Annotated in this window: 19 protein-coding genes; 17 read left to right on the plus strand and 2 right to left on the minus strand. The window is 70.7% G+C overall.

The genetic code is table 11. From position 1 onward, the window contains the following. Positions 1-237 precede the first annotated feature (237 nt). Positions 238-813 (plus strand): hypothetical protein, encoded by a 576-nt coding sequence (locus ACIQUQ_RS18510; protein ID WP_403976909.1) that lies wholly within the window; start codon positions 238-240, stop codon positions 811-813. A gap of 4 nt (positions 814-817) precedes the next feature. Here the strand turns inward: ACIQUQ_RS18510 and ACIQUQ_RS18515 are convergent, their stop codons facing one another. Further along, positions 818-1138, minus strand: coding sequence for a ferredoxin (locus tag ACIQUQ_RS18515; RefSeq protein WP_403976911.1), 321 nt, complete (start codon positions 1136-1138; stop codon positions 818-820). Between the two features lie 253 nt (positions 1139-1391). Between ACIQUQ_RS18515 and arc the strand changes: the two genes are divergently transcribed. The 6 genes from arc (at position 1392) to prcA (ending at position 7545) form a co-directional block, all read left to right on the plus strand. Continuing rightward, a complete protein-coding gene (gene arc / locus ACIQUQ_RS18520; RefSeq protein ID WP_399947784.1) occupies positions 1392-3158 on the plus strand; it encodes a proteasome ATPase in 1767 nt (588 codons plus the stop codon). 256 nt (positions 3159-3414) lie between these two features. Further along, positions 3415-4926: a depupylase/deamidase Dop gene (gene dop / locus ACIQUQ_RS18525; RefSeq protein WP_399947782.1), complete on the plus strand. Its 1512-nt coding sequence runs from the start codon at positions 3415-3417 to the stop codon at positions 4924-4926. A gap of 157 nt (positions 4927-5083) precedes the next feature. After that, positions 5084-5296 carry a ubiquitin-like protein Pup gene (locus ACIQUQ_RS18530; protein ID WP_365106107.1) on the plus strand — a complete coding sequence of 71 codons (213 nt, stop codon included), beginning with the start codon at positions 5084-5086 and terminating at the stop codon, positions 5294-5296. Between the two features lie 49 nt (positions 5297-5345). After that, positions 5346-5945 carry an endonuclease VII domain-containing protein gene (locus ACIQUQ_RS18535; RefSeq protein ID WP_403976915.1) on the plus strand — a complete coding sequence of 200 codons (600 nt, stop codon included), beginning with the start codon at positions 5346-5348 and terminating at the stop codon, positions 5943-5945. Beyond that, positions 5897-6736, plus strand: a complete 840-nt coding sequence (gene prcB / locus ACIQUQ_RS18540; RefSeq protein ID WP_403976917.1) for a proteasome subunit beta — start codon at positions 5897-5899, stop codon at positions 6734-6736. The genes ACIQUQ_RS18535 and prcB overlap by 49 nt, the downstream gene beginning before the upstream one ends. Before the next feature lie 47 nt (positions 6737-6783). Then, positions 6784-7545 carry a proteasome subunit alpha gene (gene prcA / locus ACIQUQ_RS18545; RefSeq protein ID WP_403976919.1) on the plus strand — a complete coding sequence of 254 codons (762 nt, stop codon included), beginning with the start codon at positions 6784-6786 and terminating at the stop codon, positions 7543-7545. A gap of 112 nt (positions 7546-7657) precedes the next feature. On the opposite strand, the gene ACIQUQ_RS18550 is transcribed toward prcA, so the two are convergent. Continuing rightward, entirely contained in the window at positions 7658-8662 is a 1005-nt protein-coding gene (locus ACIQUQ_RS18550; protein ID WP_403976921.1) for a LacI family DNA-binding transcriptional regulator, read from the minus strand. Positions 8663-8787: 125 nt separating this feature from the next. Between ACIQUQ_RS18550 and ACIQUQ_RS18555 the strand changes: the two genes are divergently transcribed. The 10 genes from ACIQUQ_RS18555 to tatC all read left to right on the plus strand — a co-directional run bounded on the left by ACIQUQ_RS18555 (position 8788) and on the right by tatC (position 17234). Next, positions 8788-10053 carry an MFS transporter gene (locus ACIQUQ_RS18555; protein ID WP_403976923.1) on the plus strand — a complete coding sequence of 422 codons (1266 nt, stop codon included), beginning with the start codon at positions 8788-8790 and terminating at the stop codon, positions 10051-10053. Positions 10054-10122: 69 nt separating this feature from the next. Then, complete coding sequence (gene pafA, locus ACIQUQ_RS18560) at positions 10123-11484, plus strand: Pup--protein ligase (protein ID WP_399947771.1); 1362 nt, start codon at positions 10123-10125, stop codon at positions 11482-11484. A gap of 113 nt (positions 11485-11597) precedes the next feature. Next, entirely contained in the window at positions 11598-12548 is a 951-nt protein-coding gene (locus ACIQUQ_RS18565; protein WP_403976925.1) for an FKBP-type peptidyl-prolyl cis-trans isomerase, read from the plus strand. Positions 12549-12612: 64 nt separating this feature from the next. Beyond that, positions 12613-12984 (plus strand): FKBP-type peptidyl-prolyl cis-trans isomerase, encoded by a 372-nt coding sequence (locus ACIQUQ_RS18570; protein WP_403976927.1) that lies wholly within the window; start codon positions 12613-12615, stop codon positions 12982-12984. A 122-nt stretch (positions 12985-13106) separates the two neighbouring features. Next, positions 13107-14063: a helix-turn-helix transcriptional regulator gene (locus tag ACIQUQ_RS18575; RefSeq protein WP_403976929.1), complete on the plus strand. Its 957-nt coding sequence runs from the start codon at positions 13107-13109 to the stop codon at positions 14061-14063. Between the two features lie 16 nt (positions 14064-14079). After that, positions 14080-15045 (plus strand): helix-turn-helix transcriptional regulator, encoded by a 966-nt coding sequence (locus tag ACIQUQ_RS18580; RefSeq protein WP_403976931.1) that lies wholly within the window; start codon positions 14080-14082, stop codon positions 15043-15045. 179 nt (positions 15046-15224) lie between these two features. Further along, positions 15225-15482, plus strand: coding sequence for a hypothetical protein (locus ACIQUQ_RS18585; RefSeq protein WP_403666016.1), 258 nt, complete (start codon positions 15225-15227; stop codon positions 15480-15482). Between the two features lie 92 nt (positions 15483-15574). After that, positions 15575-15772, plus strand: coding sequence for a hypothetical protein (locus tag ACIQUQ_RS18590; RefSeq protein WP_403976933.1), 198 nt, complete (start codon positions 15575-15577; stop codon positions 15770-15772). Positions 15773-15942: 170 nt separating this feature from the next. Then, on the plus strand, positions 15943-16227 hold the full coding sequence (tatA, locus tag ACIQUQ_RS18595) for a Sec-independent protein translocase subunit TatA (protein ID WP_399947757.1): 285 nt from the start codon (positions 15943-15945) through the stop codon (positions 16225-16227). 50 nt (positions 16228-16277) lie between these two features. Then, complete coding sequence (gene tatC / locus ACIQUQ_RS18600; protein WP_403976936.1) at positions 16278-17234, plus strand: twin-arginine translocase subunit TatC; 957 nt, start codon at positions 16278-16280, stop codon at positions 17232-17234. The last annotated feature ends 132 nt before the right edge of the window (positions 17235-17366 follow it).

Here is a 17366-nt window from a genome sequence, read left to right on the forward strand (position 1 = left end):
GGCGTTGCATCCGTGGCCCCCGCGCCCGACGCCGGGGGGCGCCGCCGGGGCGGCCCCCCCGCCGGGCCCCCCCCCCCCCCCCCCCCCCCGGGGGGGCCCCCCCCCCCCCCGGGGCCCCCCCCCCCCACGGCGCCTTTTCGTTGCCCGTGGACCCGCCCGTTCCGCCCCCGTGTGAGGTGTGGCACGATGCTGGCTCCCCCTCAGCCCGGCCAGCGAACCGCACAGGAGACACCCCGCGTGCAGACCCCCGTACTCCCGGAACTGGCGCACTCACGCACCCGTCCGGTCCACTGGGTCGCCACCGCGGCCGCCATGGCCGCCGTCGTCGCCACCGCAGCACTGCTCCAGCCCGACCGGGCCGCCGGCACCCCCCGGGCCGCCCAGGGACCCGCGGCGACCGCACCGGACCCCGCCGGCACCGACTTCCCCCTCGACTGCCACGGAGCCCCCGAGACGGTCACCGCACGCGCCCAGGGGGACCTCGACGGCGACGGCCGCCCCGAGACGGTCGCCGCCGTACGCTGCGACGCCGGCTCCGGCACCCCGCCGCACGGGATCTACGTACTGACCCGCGACACCACCCCCGAGGCCCGCCCCCGCGTCGTCGCCACACTCCTCGCACCCGCCCGGCGCCGCAGCGTGACCGCCCTCGCGGTCACCGGCGGAACCGTGCGCGCCGAGCTGATCGGCTACTCCTCCCCGGAGGTTCCCCGCTGCTGCCCCGACGTACACCGGCGCGCCGAATGGCGCTGGGCAGGAGGCAAGTTCCTGGAGGAGGAGCGCACGGTCCCGGCCACGCCGGACGGTGTGTGATCCGTCACTCCGCGTCGGGGCCGTAGACCTCGACGCCGTCCGAAACCCGACGCACGTGGATGCAGTCGCCCGGGCACTCCTTGGCCGAGTCCACCACGTCCTGGAGCAGCGGCAGCGGCACCGGCGTGGTCGCCCCGGCCTCCTGCAGCAGCTCGTCCTCGGCGCTCTTCACGTACGCCAGGCCGTCGATGTCGAGCTCGAAGACCTCCGGCGCGTACTGCGCGCAGATCCCGTCCCCGGTGCACAGGTCCTGATCGATCCAGACCTCCAGGGGCTCCTGGCTCTCGCCGGCCGCCCCCGTGGGCACCTCGTGCTGCACGGTCATATCTCCCGCTCTTCCCTGCGCGCTCTGATCCAACCTGACGCAAGTCGCGCCAGCCCTGACGGGTGTTGAACACTTCGACCTTACAACCGGCCGCTTTCAGATGTTGATGGGTGGGTATTTCCTTGGCGTGAGGGAGTACGCAAGGGTGAAGATCGGACACGCCCCTACCGTCTTTGTGATCTAGGGGTTTCAATCACCACCAGCCCAGGTAGGGTCAGGAAGCGTCCAGCTCCCCTTGGAGGAGGTGAGGACCGTGGCAGCCCACGACGACGACATCAACCGCGGCATCCGGCCGGGGCGGGGGTCCGACGACCCCGCCGGCCAGGTCGCCTATCTCGAGCAGGAAATCGCCGTCCTGCGCCGCAAGCTCGCCGACTCTCCGCGACACACGAGGATTCTCGAAGAGCGGATCGTCGAGCTGCAGACGAATCTGGCGGGCGTTTCCGCTCAGAATGAGCGGCTCGCCAATACGCTCCGTGAGGCCCGCGACCAGATCGTCGCGCTCAAGGAGGAAGTCGACCGGCTCGCACAGCCGCCGGCCGGTTTCGGTGTCTTCCTGCAAGCCAATGAGGACGGCACCGTCGACATCTTCACCGGAGGCCGGAAACTCCGCGTGAACGTCAGCCCCAGTGTCGAACCTGACGACCTCAGGCGCGGCCAGGAGGTCATGCTCAACGAAGCGCTCAACGTGGTCGAGGCCATGGAATTCGAGCGGGCCGGGGACATCGTCACCCTCAAGGAAGTCCTCGAGGACGGCGAGCGCGCCCTGGTGGTCGGGCACACCGACGAGGAGCGGGTGGTCAGGCTCGCCGAGCCGCTGCTGGACGCCGTCCTCCGCCCCGGAGACGCCCTCCTGCTCGAAGCCCGCTCCGGCTACGTCTACGAGGTCGTGCCCAAGAGCGAGGTCGAGGAACTCGTCCTCGAAGAGGTCCCGGACATCGACTACGACAAGATCGGCGGCCTGGGCAACCAGATCGAGCTGATCCGCGACGCAGTCGAGCTCCCCTACCTCTACCCCGACCTCTTCAAGGAGCACGAACTGCGGCCGCCCAAGGGCGTCCTGCTGTACGGGCCCCCCGGCTGCGGCAAGACGCTCATCGCCAAGGCCGTCGCCAACTCCCTTGCCAAGAAGGTCGCCGAGGTCTCCGGCCAGCCCGCCGGGAAGTCCTACTTCCTGAACATCAAGGGCCCCGAACTCCTCAACAAGTACGTCGGCGAGACCGAGCGGCACATCCGCCTGGTCTTCCAGCGGGCCCGCGAGAAGGCCAGCGAAGGCACCCCCGTCATCGTCTTCTTCGACGAGATGGAATCGCTCTTCCGCACCCGCGGATCCGGCGTCAGCTCGGACGTGGAGAACACCATCGTCCCCCAGCTGCTCGCCGAGATCGACGGCGTCGAAGGCCTGGAGAACGTCATCGTCATCGGCGCCTCCAACCGCGAGGACATGATCGACCCGGCCATCCTGCGCCCCGGCCGGCTCGACGTGAAGATCAAGATCGAGCGTCCGGACGCCGAAGCGGCCAAGGACATCTTCGCCAAGTACCTCAAGGCCTCCCTGCCCCTGCACGCGGACGACCTGTCCGAGCACCAGGGATCGCCCCAGGTCGCGGTCGCCAGCATGATCCAGACCGTCGTCGAGCAGATGTACGCCGAGTCCGAGGAGAACCGCTTCCTCGAAGTCACGTACGCGAACGGCGACAAGGAAGTCCTGTACTTCAAGGACTTCAACTCCGGAGCCATGATCCAGAACATCGTGGACCGGGCGAAGAAGATGGCGATCAAGAACTTCCTCGACCACAACCAGAAGGGCCTCCGGGTCTCCCACCTCCTCCAGGCGTGCGTGGACGAGTTCAAGGAGAACGAGGACCTGCCCAACACCACCAACCCGGACGACTGGGCCCGGATCTCCGGAAAGAAGGGCGAGCGGATCGTCTTCATCCGCACCCTCGTCACCGGAAAGCAGGGCGCGGACACCGGACGCTCCATCGACACGGTGGCGAACACCGGTCAGTACCTCTGAAAATCAGGGCGGCTGCGGGTGCCCTCCACGAGGGCACCCGCAGCCGACTGCATTCCCGCCCGGGAAGCCCCCACAGCGACCCGAAACGGACCACCGGCAATGACTGAAATGATCTCCCCACCAGCGCGGAGCCGCTCTAGGCTCTTCCATACCGCCGGGCGCGCAGTGCGGGGACGGGCACCGCACACGCACCGGAGCACCAGCGGTACTTGAGCGTCGCTCCCGGAGGGGAGCGCCGCCGGGCAAGGAGGGCCGCATGACCGTACGGCGAGTAATGGGGATCGAGACGGAGTACGGGATCTCCGTCCCCGGCCACCCGAACGCCAATGCCATGCTCACCTCGTCCCAGATCGTCAACGCCTATGCGGCGGCGATGCACCGGGCGCGACGCGCCCGCTGGGACTTCGAGGAGGAGAACCCGCTGCGGGACGCCCGCGGCTTCGACCTCGCCCGCGAGGCCGCCGACAGCAGCCAGCTCACCGACGAGGACATCGGCCTCGCCAACGTGATCCTCACCAACGGAGCACGGCTCTACGTCGACCACGCCCACCCCGAGTACAGCTCGCCGGAGATCACCAACCCCCGCGACGCCGTCCTCTGGGACAAGGCCGGCGAACGCATCATGGCCGAGGCCGCCGAACGCGCCGCCCAGCTGCCCGGCGCCCAGCCGATCCACCTCTACAAGAACAACACCGACAACAAGGGCGCCTCCTACGGCACGCACGAGAACTACCTGATGAAGCGGGAGACCCCGTTCTCGGACATCGTGCGCCACCTCACCCCCTTCTTCGTCAGCCGCCAGGTCGTCACCGGCGCCGGACGCGTCGGCATCGGCCAGGACGGCCGCGAGCACGGCTTCCAGATCAGCCAGCGCGCGGACTACTTCGAGGTCGAGGTGGGCCTGGAGACCACCCTCAAGCGCCCCATCATCAACACCCGCGACGAACCCCACGCCGACGCCGAGAAGTACCGCCGCCTCCACGTGATCATCGGCGACGCCAACCTCTCCGAGATCTCCACCTACCTCAAGCTCGGCACCACGGCGCTGGTCCTGTCGATGATCGAGGACAACTTCATCGCCGTGGACCTCGCCGTGGACCAGCCCGTCCGCACCCTGCACCAGGTCTCCCACGACCCCGGGCTGACCCACCTGATCACGCTGCGCAGCGGCCGCACGCTGACCGCCGTGCAACTCCAGATGGAGTACTACGAGCTCGCACGGAAGTACGTCGAAGAGCGTTTCGGCTCCGACGCGGACGAGCAGACCAAGGATGTCCTCTCACGGTGGGAGGACGTGCTGGGCAGGCTGGAGAGCGACCCCATGAGCCTGGCCGGCGAGCTCGACTGGATCGCCAAGCGGGAGATCCTGGAGGGCTACCGCCGCCGGGACGGGCTCGACTGGGACGCCGCCCGGCTGCACCTGGTGGACCTCCAGTACTCGGACGTACGCCCCGACAAGGGCCTGTACAACCGCCTGGTGGCCCGCGGGAAGATGAAGCGCCTCCTGACCGAGGACGCGGTGGAGCGCGCCGAGAGCAAGCCCCCGGAGGACACCAGGGCCTACTTCCGGGGCCGCTGCCTGGAGCAGTACGCGGACGACGTCGCCGCGGCCTCCTGGGACTCGGTGATCTTCGACCTGCCGGGGCGGGACTCGCTCCAGCGGGTGCCGACCCTGGAACCCCTGCGGGGTACCCGCAACCACGTCAAGGAACTGCTGGACCGCTGCCGGACCGCCGAGGACCTGGTCCGGGTGCTGTCGGGCGGCTGATCGCAGCCGATCGCGGCTGAAAGCCGGCACGTCCGGGAATCATGGAAGAGACTCCCGGACCTTCGAAAAGTACGGGACCGAAAGTCAGACCCTCCTTGTAGGGTCTGAGCAGGGTCTGATCTTGAGATCTCGAACCGAGTAGCGGGGTGAGGTAGACATGGCGACCAAGGACACCGGCGGCGGGCAGCAGAAGGCCACGCGCTCCACCGAAGAGGTTGAGGAGCAGACCGCGGAAGCGAGCTCCGACCTCAAGGAGCGCCAGGAGAAGCTCTCGGACGACGTCGACTCCGTCCTCGACGAAATCGACGACGTCTTGGAGGAGAACGCCGAGGATTTCGTGAGGTCATTCGTGCAAAAGGGTGGCCAGTAGTAGCCGCTGGAGCGGCCGCGCCTTCGATCTGAAGGCTTGGGGGGTAGGAATGGCAAACGTGGTGCCCGAAGGCATGAAGCGCTGCTCGCGATGCAGGCGCGTTCAGGAACGAGAAGCCTTCGCGAGTAACCGCTCCATACGGGACGGTCTCCAGGCGTACTGCCGCGAATGCCAGGCCGCTCACTACAAGAAACGCCAGGAAGCTATGGGGCGGACGGTGCGGGTGAAGGTGCCTGTGCCGTCCGGCCACAAGCGGTGTCCGCAGTGCCGCACCGTCAAGCCCCACGCGGACTGGGAGCGCAACAGGTCCAGCTCCGACGGGTGGGCGAGCTACTGCCGTGAGTGCCGGGCACAGCGCAACCGTGCCTCGTACTTCAAGCGCCACTACGGCATCACCGAGTCCCAGCGCGACGAGATGATCGCCGCTCAGGGCGGCGTCTGCATCCTCTGCCAAGACGCTCCGCCCGAGCATGTTGATCACGATCACCAGACGGGTAAGGTCCGAGGCGTACTGTGCTTCAGCTGTAATGCCGCATTGGGCCAGTTCAAGGATCGGCCGGACGTCATAAGGCGTGCAGCCGCATACGTGGAAGGAAACCTGTGGAAGCCAACATTCACAGCACAGGGCGTCTGCCGGCAGCCTTCCTGACGCCGGGGTCCTCGTCCTTCATGGACTTCCTGGGGAGCCACTCGCCGGAGATGCTGCCGGGGAACCGGCGGCTGCCGGACGGGGTCGTCGAGGCCCCGCACGGCACGACGATCGTGGCCGTGACGTTCCCGGGGGGCGTCGTCCTCGCCGGTGACCGCCGCGCCACCATGGGCAACATGATCGCCCAGCGCGACATCGAGAAGGTCTTCCCGGCCGACGAGTACTCCGCGGTGGGCATCGCGGGCACGGCCGGCCTGGCCGTCGAGATGGTCAAGCTGTTCCAGCTGGAGCTGGAGCACTTCGAGAAGGTCGAGGGCGCCACCCTCTCCCTGGAGGGCAAGGCCAACCGCCTCTCCACGATGATCCGCAGCAACCTCGGCATGGCCATGCAGGGCCTGGCCGTGGTGCCGCTGTTCGCCGGCTGGGACGAGGGCAGGGAGAAGGGCCGGATCTTCTCGTACGACGTGACCGGCGGCCGCTCCGAGGAGCACGGCTACGCCGCCACCGGCTCCGGCTCGATCTTCGCCCGCGGTTCCATGAAGAAGCTGTACCGCGAGGACCTGACGGAGGAGCAGGCCACGACGCTGGTCGTGCAGGCCCTCTACGACGCCGCCGACGACGACTCGGCGACCGGTGGGCCGGACCTGTACCGGAACATCTACCCGATCGTCACCGTCATCACTGACGAGGGCTTCCGACGCCTCACCGACCAGGAGTCCTCGGAGGTGGCCCGCCGGGTGACCGACCGTCGCCTCCAGGAGCCCGACGGGCCGCGCGCCGCGCTGCTCTGACCATTCGTCACTGATTTCGTCACTGAGAAGGAAGGGACGGATAGCCGGTGTCGACGCCGTTCTATGTGTCACCCCAGCAGGCCATGGCCGACCGGGCGGAGTACGCCCGCAAGGGCATCGCCCGCGGCCGCAGCCTTGTCGTGCTGCAGTACGCCGACGGCATTGTGTTCGTCGGTGAGAACCCGTCCCGCGCGCTGCACAAGTTCAGCGAGATCTACGACCGGATCGGCTTCGCGGCCGCCGGCAAGTACAACGAGTACGAGAACCTCCGGATCGGCGGCGTGCGCTACGCCGACCTCCGCGGGTACACGTACGACCGCGACGACGTGACGGCCCGCGGGCTGGCCAACGTCTACGCCCAGACGCTGGGCACGATCTTCTCGAGCGCGGCGGAGAAGCCGTACGAGGTGGAGCTGGTCGTCGCCGAGGTGGGCACCACCGCCGCGGGTGACCAGATCTACCGCCTGCCGCACGACGGCTCGATCGTGGACGAGCACGGCTCGGTCGCGGTCGGCGGCAACGCCGAGCAGATCAGCGGCTACCTCGACCAGCGTCACCGTGACGGGATGACGCTGCCGGAGGCGCTGAAGCTGGCGGTGCAGGCGCTGTCGAACCAGGCCAACGGCGCGGACCGGGAGATCCCCGCGGACCGGCTGGAGGTGGCGGTGCTGGACCGTACGCGGACCCAGCAGCGGAAGTTCAAGCGGATCCGGGGCCGGCAGCTGGCGCGGCTGCTGGAGCCGGAGGTGCCCGCCGAGGTGCAGGCGGACGCGGTGTCCAAGGACGAGGACCCGGAGGACGCCGAGTAGGCGTGGTGGTCCGCGTGGTGTGAGTGCGGGGGAGCCCCGGTCGCGGTTGCGGCCGGGGCTCCGTCGTGTCCGGGGCCGGGCCGGGGCCGGGTGTGCGTGTGCGGGGCGGGGGTCAGCGGGGCGGCGGCGGGGCCGTGGAGCCGCGTACGACGAGGTCCACGGGGAGTTCGGGGGTTTCCCGGGGGCGGCCGTCGAGGACGGCGAGGAGGGCGTGCATGCCCTCCCGGCCGACCTGTTCCGCGGGGAGCCGGACGGTGGTGAGTTCGGGTTCGACGGCGGTGGCGAGGGAGAGGTCGTCGAAGCCGGTGACGGAGAGGTCGTCGGGGACGCGGAGGCCGAGGCGGCGGGCGGCCTTGCAGGCGCCGGCGGCGAGGATGTCGTCGTCGCAGACCACGGCGGTGGGCCGGTCGGGGCCCGCGGTGGTGAGGGCCGTCTCGACGGCGGCGCGGGCGGCGTCGACGGAGAGCGGGGCGCGGGTGGTGTGCAGGCGGGTGCCCGGGGTGTCGCGGAGGGTGTCGGCGAGGGTGCGGGCGCGGACCCGGAAGGTCCAGGTGTCGATGCCGGAGGCGAGGTGGAGGAGGTGGCGGTGGCCGAGGCCGAGGAGGTGTCCGGCGGCCTGGCGTACGCCGTCGGCGATGGCGAGGTTGACGTGGGCGGCGGCGCCGTCGGCGGGGTCGCTGTCGAGCATGACGAGGGGGAGGTCGGCGCCCTTGATGGCTTCGAGGGCTCCGGCGGCCATGGAGGAGGCGATGACGCCGTCGAGGGCGGCGCGGGCGGAGGCGAAGGGGTCGCGGGCGGGGCCGGTGCCGTCGGGTGAGGGGTAGAGGACGACGCCGAAGCCGTGGTCGGCGGCGACGGCCGCGGCGCCGGTGTAGACGCGGGCGAAGAACTCGTTGGTGAGGGCGGGGACGACCAGGAGCGCGGTGCGGGTGCTGCCGAGGCGGAGGCTGCGGGCGGCGAGGTTGGGGCGGTAGCCGAGTTCCTCGGCGGCGGCGCGGACGAGGTCGGCGGTGCGGCGGGAGACGCGTCCGGTCCACTTGTCGCCGAGGACGAGGGAGACGGTGGCCTGGGAGACGCCGGCGTGGGCGGCCACGTCCCGGCTGGTGGGCCTCGTCACGTCGTGCCTCCGTCGTGCCTGGTGGTGGGTGCGCGAGGTGGACCCGCGGCTGTGGTCATGGTACGTATAACGGGAGACGTTATACGTAAAACCCCGGGGGTGTTCCCGGCGGAAGGGACGCACACATGGCCGCGGGATACGCGGAACTCCTCAGGACGCGGCACGCGGCACGGCTGCTGGCGGGGACGCTGGTCGGCCGGCTGCCCACGGCCACGGCGAACATCGCGATCGTGCTGTTCATCCGCGCCGAGGGCGGCAGCTACACCCTGGCCGGCGCCCTGGCGGCCGCCTACGGCCTGGCCACGGCCGCCGGGCAGCCGCTGCTGGGCCGTGCCGTGGACGTGTACGGGCAGCCGCGCATCCAGCTGCCGGCCGCCGTGGTCTCCGCGTTCGCGATGGGGGTGCTGGCGCTCTCGGGGACCGGCTCGCTGGTGCTGGCGTACGCGGCGGCGATCGTCGCGGGTCTGTTCACGCCGCCGCTGGAGGGCGGTCTGCGGGCGCTGTGGCCGAGCGTGCTCGGCGGCCGTGAGGACAAGGTGCACGCCGCGTACGCGATGGACGCGGTGGCCCAGGAGATCATGTACACGGTCGGTCCGCTGCTGGTGACGCTGATGGTCGCGGTCTGGTCCCCCGCGGCCGCGCTGATGGTGATCAACGTGCTGGGCGTGCTGGGGGCGCTGGCCGTGGTGACGTCCGAGCCGGCCCGGAAGTGGCGCTCGGAGCCGCGGGAGGCGCACTGGCTGGGGGCCCTGCGCTCGCGCGGGCTGCTGGCCCTGCTGGCGGCGTTCTTCTTCGTGGGGTCGGCGCTGGGTTCGATCAGCGTGGCGGGCGTCGCGTACGCCGACGACCACGGCGGCCAGGCGGTGTACGGCTGGCTGATGGCCGCGCTGGGTCTCGGCGCCCTGGTCGGCGGTGTGGCGTACGGGGCGCGGCAGTGGGCCGGGTCCGCGGAGCGGCGGCTGACCGTGCTGGTGGGACTGCTGGCGCTGGGGTACGTGCCGCTGCTGCTGACGCCGGGTCCGGTGCCGATGGCGGCGCTGTCGGCGCTGGCGGGCGTGTTCCTGGCGCCGTCGCTGGCCTGTGCCTTCGTCGTGGTGGACCGGCACGCGCCCGCGGGCACGGTGACGGAGGCCTTCTCGTGGCTGGTGACGTTCTTCGGGGTGGGCGCGGCGATCGGTACGGCGGCGGCGGGTCCGGTGGTGGAACTGGCGGGCACGGCGGCGAGCTTCGGCGTGGCGGTGGCCGGAGGTGCGGCGGCGTTCCTGGTTCTGATGGGCACTCAGCGGGTGCTGGGCGGTCCGGGGCGGGCGCGGCGCGTGGCGGGCTCGCCCGCGGGCGCGGGTGCGGAGGAGGCCGTGGTGGGCCCGGAGGCGGGCGTTTCCGCGGGCTGATCCGAAAATGATCGGAACGCCGCCGCCGAACCCGGTTTGCGAGCAGGGCTGAAGGCGTAATGTTCAGACATGGACCGCCGCATTTTCGGGCTGGAGAACGAGTACGGCGTCACGTGCACGTTCAGGGGACAGCGCCGACTGTCTCCTGACGAAGTGGCGCGCTACCTCTTCCGCCGTGTCGTGTCATGGGGCCGCAGCAGCAATGTCTTCCTGCGGAACGGCGCCCGCCTGTATCTCGACGTGGGTTCGCATCCGGAATACGCAACTCCCGAATGCGACAACGTGACCGAACTGGTCACCCACGACAAGGCGGGCGAGCGCATTCTCGAAGGCCTGCTCGTCGACGCAGAGCGCCGCCTGCACGAGGAGGGAATCGCGGGCGACGTTTACCTGTTCAAGAACAACACGGACTCGGCGGGGAACTCGTACGGCTGCCACGAGAACTATCTGGTGGCGCGGCACGGGGAATTCTCGCGGCTCGCGGACATTCTCATCCCGTTCCTGGTGACGCGGCAGCTCATCTGCGGCGCGGGCAAGGTGCTGCAGACGCCGCGCGGCGCCGTGTACTGCGTGAGCCAGCGGGCCGAGCACATCTGGGAGGGCGTCAGCTCCGCGACGACGCGGTCCCGGCCCATCATCAACACCCGCGACGAGCCGCACGCGGACGCCGAGCGGTACCGCCGCCTCCACGTCATCGTGGGCGACTCGAACATGTCCGAGACGACGATGCTGCTGAAGGTCGGCGCGACGGACCTGGTGCTGCGGATGATCGAGGCGGGCACGGTGATGCGCGACCTCACGCTGGAGAACCCGATCCGGGCGATCCGCGAGGTCAGCCACGACATCACCGGTCAGCGCAAGGTCCGGCTGGCGAGCGGCCGGGAGGCGTCGGCGCTGGAGATCCAGCGCGAGTACTTCGACAAGGCGGTCGACTTCGTCGAGCGCCGCGGGATCCGTACGGGCACGGTCGAGCAGGTGCTGGAGCTGTGGGGCCGTACCCTCGACGCGATCGAGGCCGAGGAGCTCGACCGGATCGAGACCGAGATCGACTGGGTCATGAAGTACAAGCTCATCGAGCGGTACCGCGCCAAGCACAACATGACCATGTCCAACCCGCGGGTGGCGCAGATAGACCTCGCGTACCACGACATCCACCGCCGCAGGGGCCTGTACTACCTGTTGGAGCGGAAGGGCCAGGCCGCGCGGATCTGCAACGACATCAAGATCTTCGAGGGGAAGTCGGTGCCGCCGCAGACCACGCGTGCGCGGCTGCGCGGTGACTTCATCCGCCGGGCCCAGGAGCAGCGCCGGGACTTCACGGTCGACTGGGTGCACCTGAAGCTCAACGACCAGGCGCAGCGCACCGTGCTGTGCAAGGACCCGTTCCGGTCGGTGGACGACCGCGTGGAGAAGCTGATCGCCGGGATGTAGGCCGGCCGGGCGGCCGGGTCGTGGCGCAGGGGCCCCGTAGCTTCCTCGTACGGGGCCCTTGCTACGCCTTAGAGTGGCGGCGACCGATGTGCCGTTAGAGATCTGAGGAACACGTGCGCCGACTTGCCGGCCTGCTGGTCGTCCCCCTCCTGCTGCTGTCGACAGCGGCGTGCGGTGACGACAAGGGCTCCGACTCCGCCACCGTAGAGAGCACGAACGGGGTGCCCGCGATCACCGCCGGTGCCAAGTTCGGGGAGAAGCCGACCCTCGCCAAGGGTGTGGGCACTCCGCCGAAGGACCTGAAGGTCGTGGTCATCAGCGAGGGCAAGGGCCCGAAGCTGAAGAAGGGCGACGAGGCCAAGGTCAACTACCTGGGCCAGGAGTGGGACGAGGACAAGCCCTTCGACAACAGCTTCGACCGCGGTGAGCCGTTCGCGCTGGCGATCGGCGCGGGCAGCGTCATCAAGGGCTGGGACCAGGGTCTCGAGGGCCAGAAGGTCGGCAGCCGCGTCGAGCTGGTGATCCCGCCGGACATGGGCTACGGCGCCTCGGGCCAGGGCGACATCAAGCCCAACGCCACGCTGGTGTTCGTGGTGGACATCCTGGAGGGCAAGACGCCCAAGCCGGTCCCGGCGTCCGCCAAGGGCACGGTCGTCCCGCAGGACGACAAGACGCTGCCGCAGGTCGGCACCAACACCGACGGCAAGGCCCCGGCGCTGGACATCCCGAAGAACGACCCGCCGAAGAAGCTGGTCTCGAACTACGTGATCGAGGGTTCCGGCGCGGTCGTGAAGCCCACCGACAGCGTGGTCGTGAAGTACGTCGGCAAGCTGTGGAAGGACGGGAAGGTCTTCGACAGCACCTACGCCCAGAACACCACGCAGACCTTCCCGCTGGGCCAGCTGACGCTGAAGGGCCTCAAGGACGGCATCGCCGGCAAGAAGGAGGGCAGCCGCATCCTGCTGGTCATCCCGCCGGACCAGGGCCTGGGCGACAAGGAGCAGGGCGGCATTCCGGCGAATTCCACGCTGGTCTTCGCGCTGGACATCCTGCAGATCAAGTAGCGGGGCGCCCCGGGATGGCAGACTGTCCCGGTTGCCCAGTTCGCAAGTTTGAGGAGCAAGTGCTGTGAGCATCGAGAAGCCCGAGATCGACTTCCCGGAGGGCCCGGCCCCGACCGAGCTCGAGATCAAGGACATCTGGGTCGGCGAGGGTGCCGAGGCCAAGAAGGGCGACGTCGTCAAGGTCCACTACGTGGGCGTGGCCTTCTCCACCGGTGAGCAGTTCGACGCGTCCTGGGACCGCGGCCAGCCGCTGCAGTTCCAGCTCGGTGTCGGCCAGGTCATCGCCGGCTGGGACCAGGGCGTCCAGGGCATGAAGGTCGGCGGCCGTCGCAAGCTGACGATCCCGGCGAACCTGGCCTACGGTGACCGCGGCGCCGGTGGCGTGATCCAGCCGGGCGAGACGCTGATCTTCGTCTGCGACCTGGTCGCCGTCTGATCGGTTCGTTCGCGACCGTTGTGGGACCCCTGCCTTACGGCGGGGGTCCCTCGCTTTTGTCCCAGGCCGAAGGGGCGGTACGGTCAACGGTCACAAGCACGATGAGAGGGGCGAGGGGCGTCGTGGCGATTGCCAAGGCCGAGCGGCTGATGAATCTGGCGTTGTGCCTGCTCGGCACCCGCCGACCACTCAGCAAGCGGGAGCTGCGCGGCTCCATCGAGGCCTACATGGAGGCGGGCAACGACGACTCCTTCAACCGCATGTTCGAGCGGGACAAGGACGACCTGCGCGAGCTGGGCCTGGTGATCGAGACGGTCGAGGCCCTGGACGGGGAGATCGGCTACCTGGCCCGCCGCGACAGCAACCGGCTGCCGCCGGTGTCGCTCGACGCCGAGGAGGCGGCGGCCCTCGGGCTCGCGGCCAAGGTGTGGCAGCAGGCCCGGCTGGCGGGTGCCGCGTCCGGGGCGCTGCAGAAGCTGCGCGCCGCGGGCATGCCGGAGGCGGAGGACCCGTACGAGGGCCAGCACAGCGCCATCGAGCCGCGCATCCCGGTCCACGAGGCGGCGTTCGAGCCGCTGATGCTGGCCTGCCGGGACCGGCGGCCGGTGACCTTCGACTACCGCAAGTCCAACTCCGTGCGCCCGGAGCAGCGGCAGGTCGAGCCCTGGGCGCTGGAGTGCTGGCGCGGGCAGTGGTACCTGGCCGGTTTCGACCGGGAGCGCGGTGCGGAGCGGGTGTTCCGGCTGTCGCGCATCACCGGCAAGGTGAAGTCGCGGGCCGGGAAGTACACGGCCGAGGTGCCGGACGTGGTGACCGTCCGCGAGACCGTCGCGGGCTGGGCCGGGGAGACCGCCGACCGTTCGGCGCGGATCCGGCTGCGACAGGGCGCCGGTTACCCGCTGCGCGCCCGGGCCACGGCCGTGCGGGACGCCGGCGGGGGCTGGGACGAGCTGGAGATCCCGTACGGGCACGGACTGGACGCCTGGCTGGTCGAGTTCGGGCCGGACGTGATCGTGCTGGAGCCCGCGGACCTGCGGGCGGACGTGGTGGACCGGCTGCGCGCCGTCGCCAAGGGCTGAGGGGGACTCGTACGACATGGCCGCCAACGCCATCGACCAGACGCGCCGGATGCTGTCCCTGGTGACGTACCTGCGGGAACGCCCCGGGGCGCGCATCGCGGACGTCGCCCGGGCCTTCGGGATCAGCGAGGACGAGCTGATCTCGGACCTCGACGTGCTGCCCATGTGCGGGACCAGCTTCCGCGGCGGGGACCTGCTGGACATCGACACCGACGGCGAGCGGATCTGGTGGCGCAATCCCGACGCGTCGGGGGAGTCCACCGCGGAGCCGCTCCGGCTCGCCGCCGACGAGGCCACCGCCCTGCTGGTGGCCGCGCGGGCGGTGGCCACCCTGCCGGGGCTGCGCGAGAGCGACCGGGAGGCCCTGCTGCGGGCCACCGCGAAGCTGGAGGGCGCCGCCGGTGACGCGGCGGGAGCCAGCTCCCGGCTGAACGTGACCTTCGAGTCCGAGGGCGGCGTGTTCGCCGACGTGGACCGGGCGATCTCCGAGCGGCGCCGGCTGTGGCTGCGCTACTACTCGCCGGCCCGGGACGAGCTGACCGAGCGGGAGGTCGACCCGATCCGGCTGTTCGCCGTCGGCCACACGTACCTGGAGGGCTGGTGCCACCTCTCCGAGGCCCGGCGCACCTTCCGGCTCGACCGGGTGGCCGAGATCCGGCTCCTCGACGAGCGGGCCGAGCCGCCGGCCATCGAGCCGCGGGACCTGTCCGAGGGGCTGGTCCAGCCCTCGGCCGAGGACCCCGAGGTGGTCGTCGAGGTCGGTCCCGGCGGGCGCTGGGTGGCCGAGTACTACCCGCACGACAGCGCCCGCGAGCTGCCCGACGGCGGCCTGCGGATCACCCTGCGGACCCCGGACCCGGCCTCCCTGCGCCGGCTCGCGCTGCGGCTCGGCGCCGACGGGCGGATCGTCGCCCCGGCGGAGCTGGCGGACAGCGCCCGGCGGGCGGCGGCCGAGGCACTCGCCGCGTACGACGCGCACTGACCCGGCACCGCGGCGGGCGGGCGGCCCCCCGCGGGCGGCCCCCGCGGGCGGCCCGGCGCGGGGAAGCGGAGCCGGGCGCCGGACGCGGACCCGCCGTACGACGGCACACCGCACACCGGCCGGCCCGGGGCCGGCACACCGAACACGACACCGAGACGGACACGGAGGGGGATCCGCGGATGACGCCGGGAATGCCGGGGGTGGCCGCGCTGTCCGCGGCGGTCGAGCAGGTGCTGTTCAAGGCCGCCTGCCCGGACTGCCGGGCCCGCTTCGAGCTCCACGCGGGGGCGCTGCGGCTGGCCATCGGCGGCAGCAAGCGGAGCACCTTCTACTCCTTCACCTGCCCCGAGTGCGGGGTGGCCGTCCGCAAGCCGGCCGGCGAGCGGATCGTGGAACTCCTGACGGGCGGCGGGGTCAGCACCCTGCGCAGCGTGTAGCCCGGCCGGGGCGGGTGCACCGCCCCGCGTCCGCGGGGTCCGGCGGAGCCGGGCCGTCCGGGACGGGCCACCGGGCCGGTTAGGCTCAGCCCATGCTCTGGCCGATGCTCGCAATTGCCCTGGGGTTCCTCGGACTCGCCGTCCTGGGCGCCCTCGCCGTCCGCGTGTACGTCGAGGTCCGGCGGCTGGCCCGGCAGGTGGACGACGCCAGCCGTCGCATCGCCGGCGCGGCGGGCGACCTGGAGAGCGCGGCCGCCGATCTGGCCAGGGCGGGCGGCCCCCTGTCCTGACCTGCGGATCCGGCGGATCACGGAATGCGCCCCGCAATCGGGAAGACGCCAGGGGATTGCAAGGCGTTCACCGGTGCGGGTTACGATCCTTCACAGTGCGCCGCTGCCGGACGTCCGTCCGGACCGGCGTCCGCACCACTCCAGCCGCCCCGGTGATAAGGAAGCCACACATGATCGGCAATCTGAAGCCCCTCGAGATCGTTCTGATCATCGCTGTCATCCTGCTGCTGTTCGGCGCCAAGAAGCTCCCCGAGATGGCCCGCTCCCTCGGCAAGTCGGCCCGCATCCTCAAGAGCGAGGCCAAGGCCATGAAGAAGGACGACGAGGTGCCCGCCGAGCCGGCCGCCGACCCGTCCGCCGCGCAGCAGGCCGCCCCGCGCACCATCCAGGCCGCGCCCGGTGACGTCAGCAGCTCCCGCCCGGTCAGCGAGCCGAACCGCACCGCCCAGAGCTGACACCGCAGCTCCGCCCAGCTGTTGGCCGCGCACGAGACGAGGGACGTGGGTTGCTCAAGTCTGCCCGCAAGCAGGAGAAGCAGGAGAAGGACGCCGAGGGGCGGATGCCGCTCGCGGAGCACCTCCGCGAGCTGAGGAACCGCCTGCTCAAGTCGGTCCTGGTGATCCTGGTGATCACGGTGGTCGCCGCGGTCTTCTACAAGGACCTGATCGACTTCATGCTCCGGCCGATGCTGGAGTCGGTCGGCTGCACCGACGGCGTGGTCACCCAGCGCAACGGGCGACCGTGTGCGGACATGACCGTCAACGGTCTGATCGCACCGTTCTCGATCGCCCTGAAGGTGTCCCTCGCGGCCGGTGTCGTGCTGTCCGCACCGGTCTGGCTGTACCAGCTGTGGGCCTTCATCGCCCCCGGCCTGCACGGCCACGAGAAGCGGTACGCGATCAGCTTCGTGCTGGTCGGCGCCCCGCTCTTCCTCGGCGGCGCGGTCCTCGCGTACAACATCCTCCCGCAGACCGCGCAGATCCTGCTCGAGTTCACCCCCGAGCACGCGCGGAACCTGCTGCCGGTGGACGACTACCTCGACCTGGTGACGCGCATGGTCGTGGTCTTCGGCCTCGCCTTCGAGCTGCCGCTGCTGCTGATCCTGCTGAACTTCACCGGGGTGCTCACCGCCAGGCGGCTGGCGGGCTGGTGGCGCGCCATGGTGATCGGCATCACGGTCTTCTCGGCCTTCGCGACCCCGACCGGCGACCCGCTGACCATGCTCTCGCTGGCCGCGCCGATCGTCGCCCTGTACTTCATCGCGCTGGGCGTCTGCCTCCTCAACGACCGACGGCGGCGGCGGAACAACCCCGACGCCGGCCTGGACGACGACGAGGCGTCGCACCTGGACCTCACCCCGGAGACGATCGGGGAGGTCGAGTCGGTCGGGGCGCCGGCCGCCCTGCCCGAGCAGTCCGACGGCGGCCGGAGCCGGATCAACGGGTACGACGACGCGACCTGAGCCGGGTCCCCGGCGGCACCGCCCGAACGAGGGGCGGCCGGCGGGTGACGGTCCGGCGCGGTACGGGTACGCAGAGGGCACGGACGGTTTTCCACGAACCGTCCGTGCCCTTCGTCATGGTTCGTCACCCCT

The sequence above is a fragment of the Streptomyces sp. NPDC101118 genome, from assembly GCF_044759445.1.
Lineage (GTDB): Bacteria > Actinomycetota > Actinomycetes > Streptomycetales > Streptomycetaceae > Streptomyces.

Excerpts from the sequence above, each read along its gene's own strand:
- ACIQUQ_RS18530 (WP_365106107.1), top strand. The coding sequence starts at position 5,084 with ATGGCGACCAAGGACACCGGCGGCGGGCAGCAGAAGGCCACGCGCTCC.
- ACIQUQ_RS18555 (WP_403976923.1), top strand. The coding sequence starts at position 8,788 with ATGGCCGCGGGATACGCGGAACTCCTCAGGACGCGGCACGCGGCACGG.
- tatA (WP_399947757.1), top strand. The coding sequence starts at position 15,943 with ATGATCGGCAATCTGAAGCCCCTCGAGATCGTTCTGATCATCGCTGTC.
- ACIQUQ_RS18535 (WP_403976915.1), top strand. The coding sequence starts at position 5,346 with ATGGCAAACGTGGTGCCCGAAGGCATGAAGCGCTGCTCGCGATGCAGG.
- dop (WP_399947782.1), top strand. The coding sequence starts at position 3,415 with ATGACCGTACGGCGAGTAATGGGGATCGAGACGGAGTACGGGATCTCC.
- pafA (WP_399947771.1), top strand. The coding sequence starts at position 10,123 with ATGGACCGCCGCATTTTCGGGCTGGAGAACGAGTACGGCGTCACGTGC.
- ACIQUQ_RS18585 (WP_403666016.1), top strand. The coding sequence starts at position 15,225 with ATGACGCCGGGAATGCCGGGGGTGGCCGCGCTGTCCGCGGCGGTCGAG.
- ACIQUQ_RS18590 (WP_403976933.1), top strand. The coding sequence starts at position 15,575 with ATGCTCTGGCCGATGCTCGCAATTGCCCTGGGGTTCCTCGGACTCGCC.
- ACIQUQ_RS18515 (WP_403976911.1), bottom strand. The coding sequence starts at position 1,138 with ATGACCGTGCAGCACGAGGTGCCCACGGGGGCGGCCGGCGAGAGCCAG.
- ACIQUQ_RS18580 (WP_403976931.1), top strand. The coding sequence starts at position 14,080 with ATGGCCGCCAACGCCATCGACCAGACGCGCCGGATGCTGTCCCTGGTG.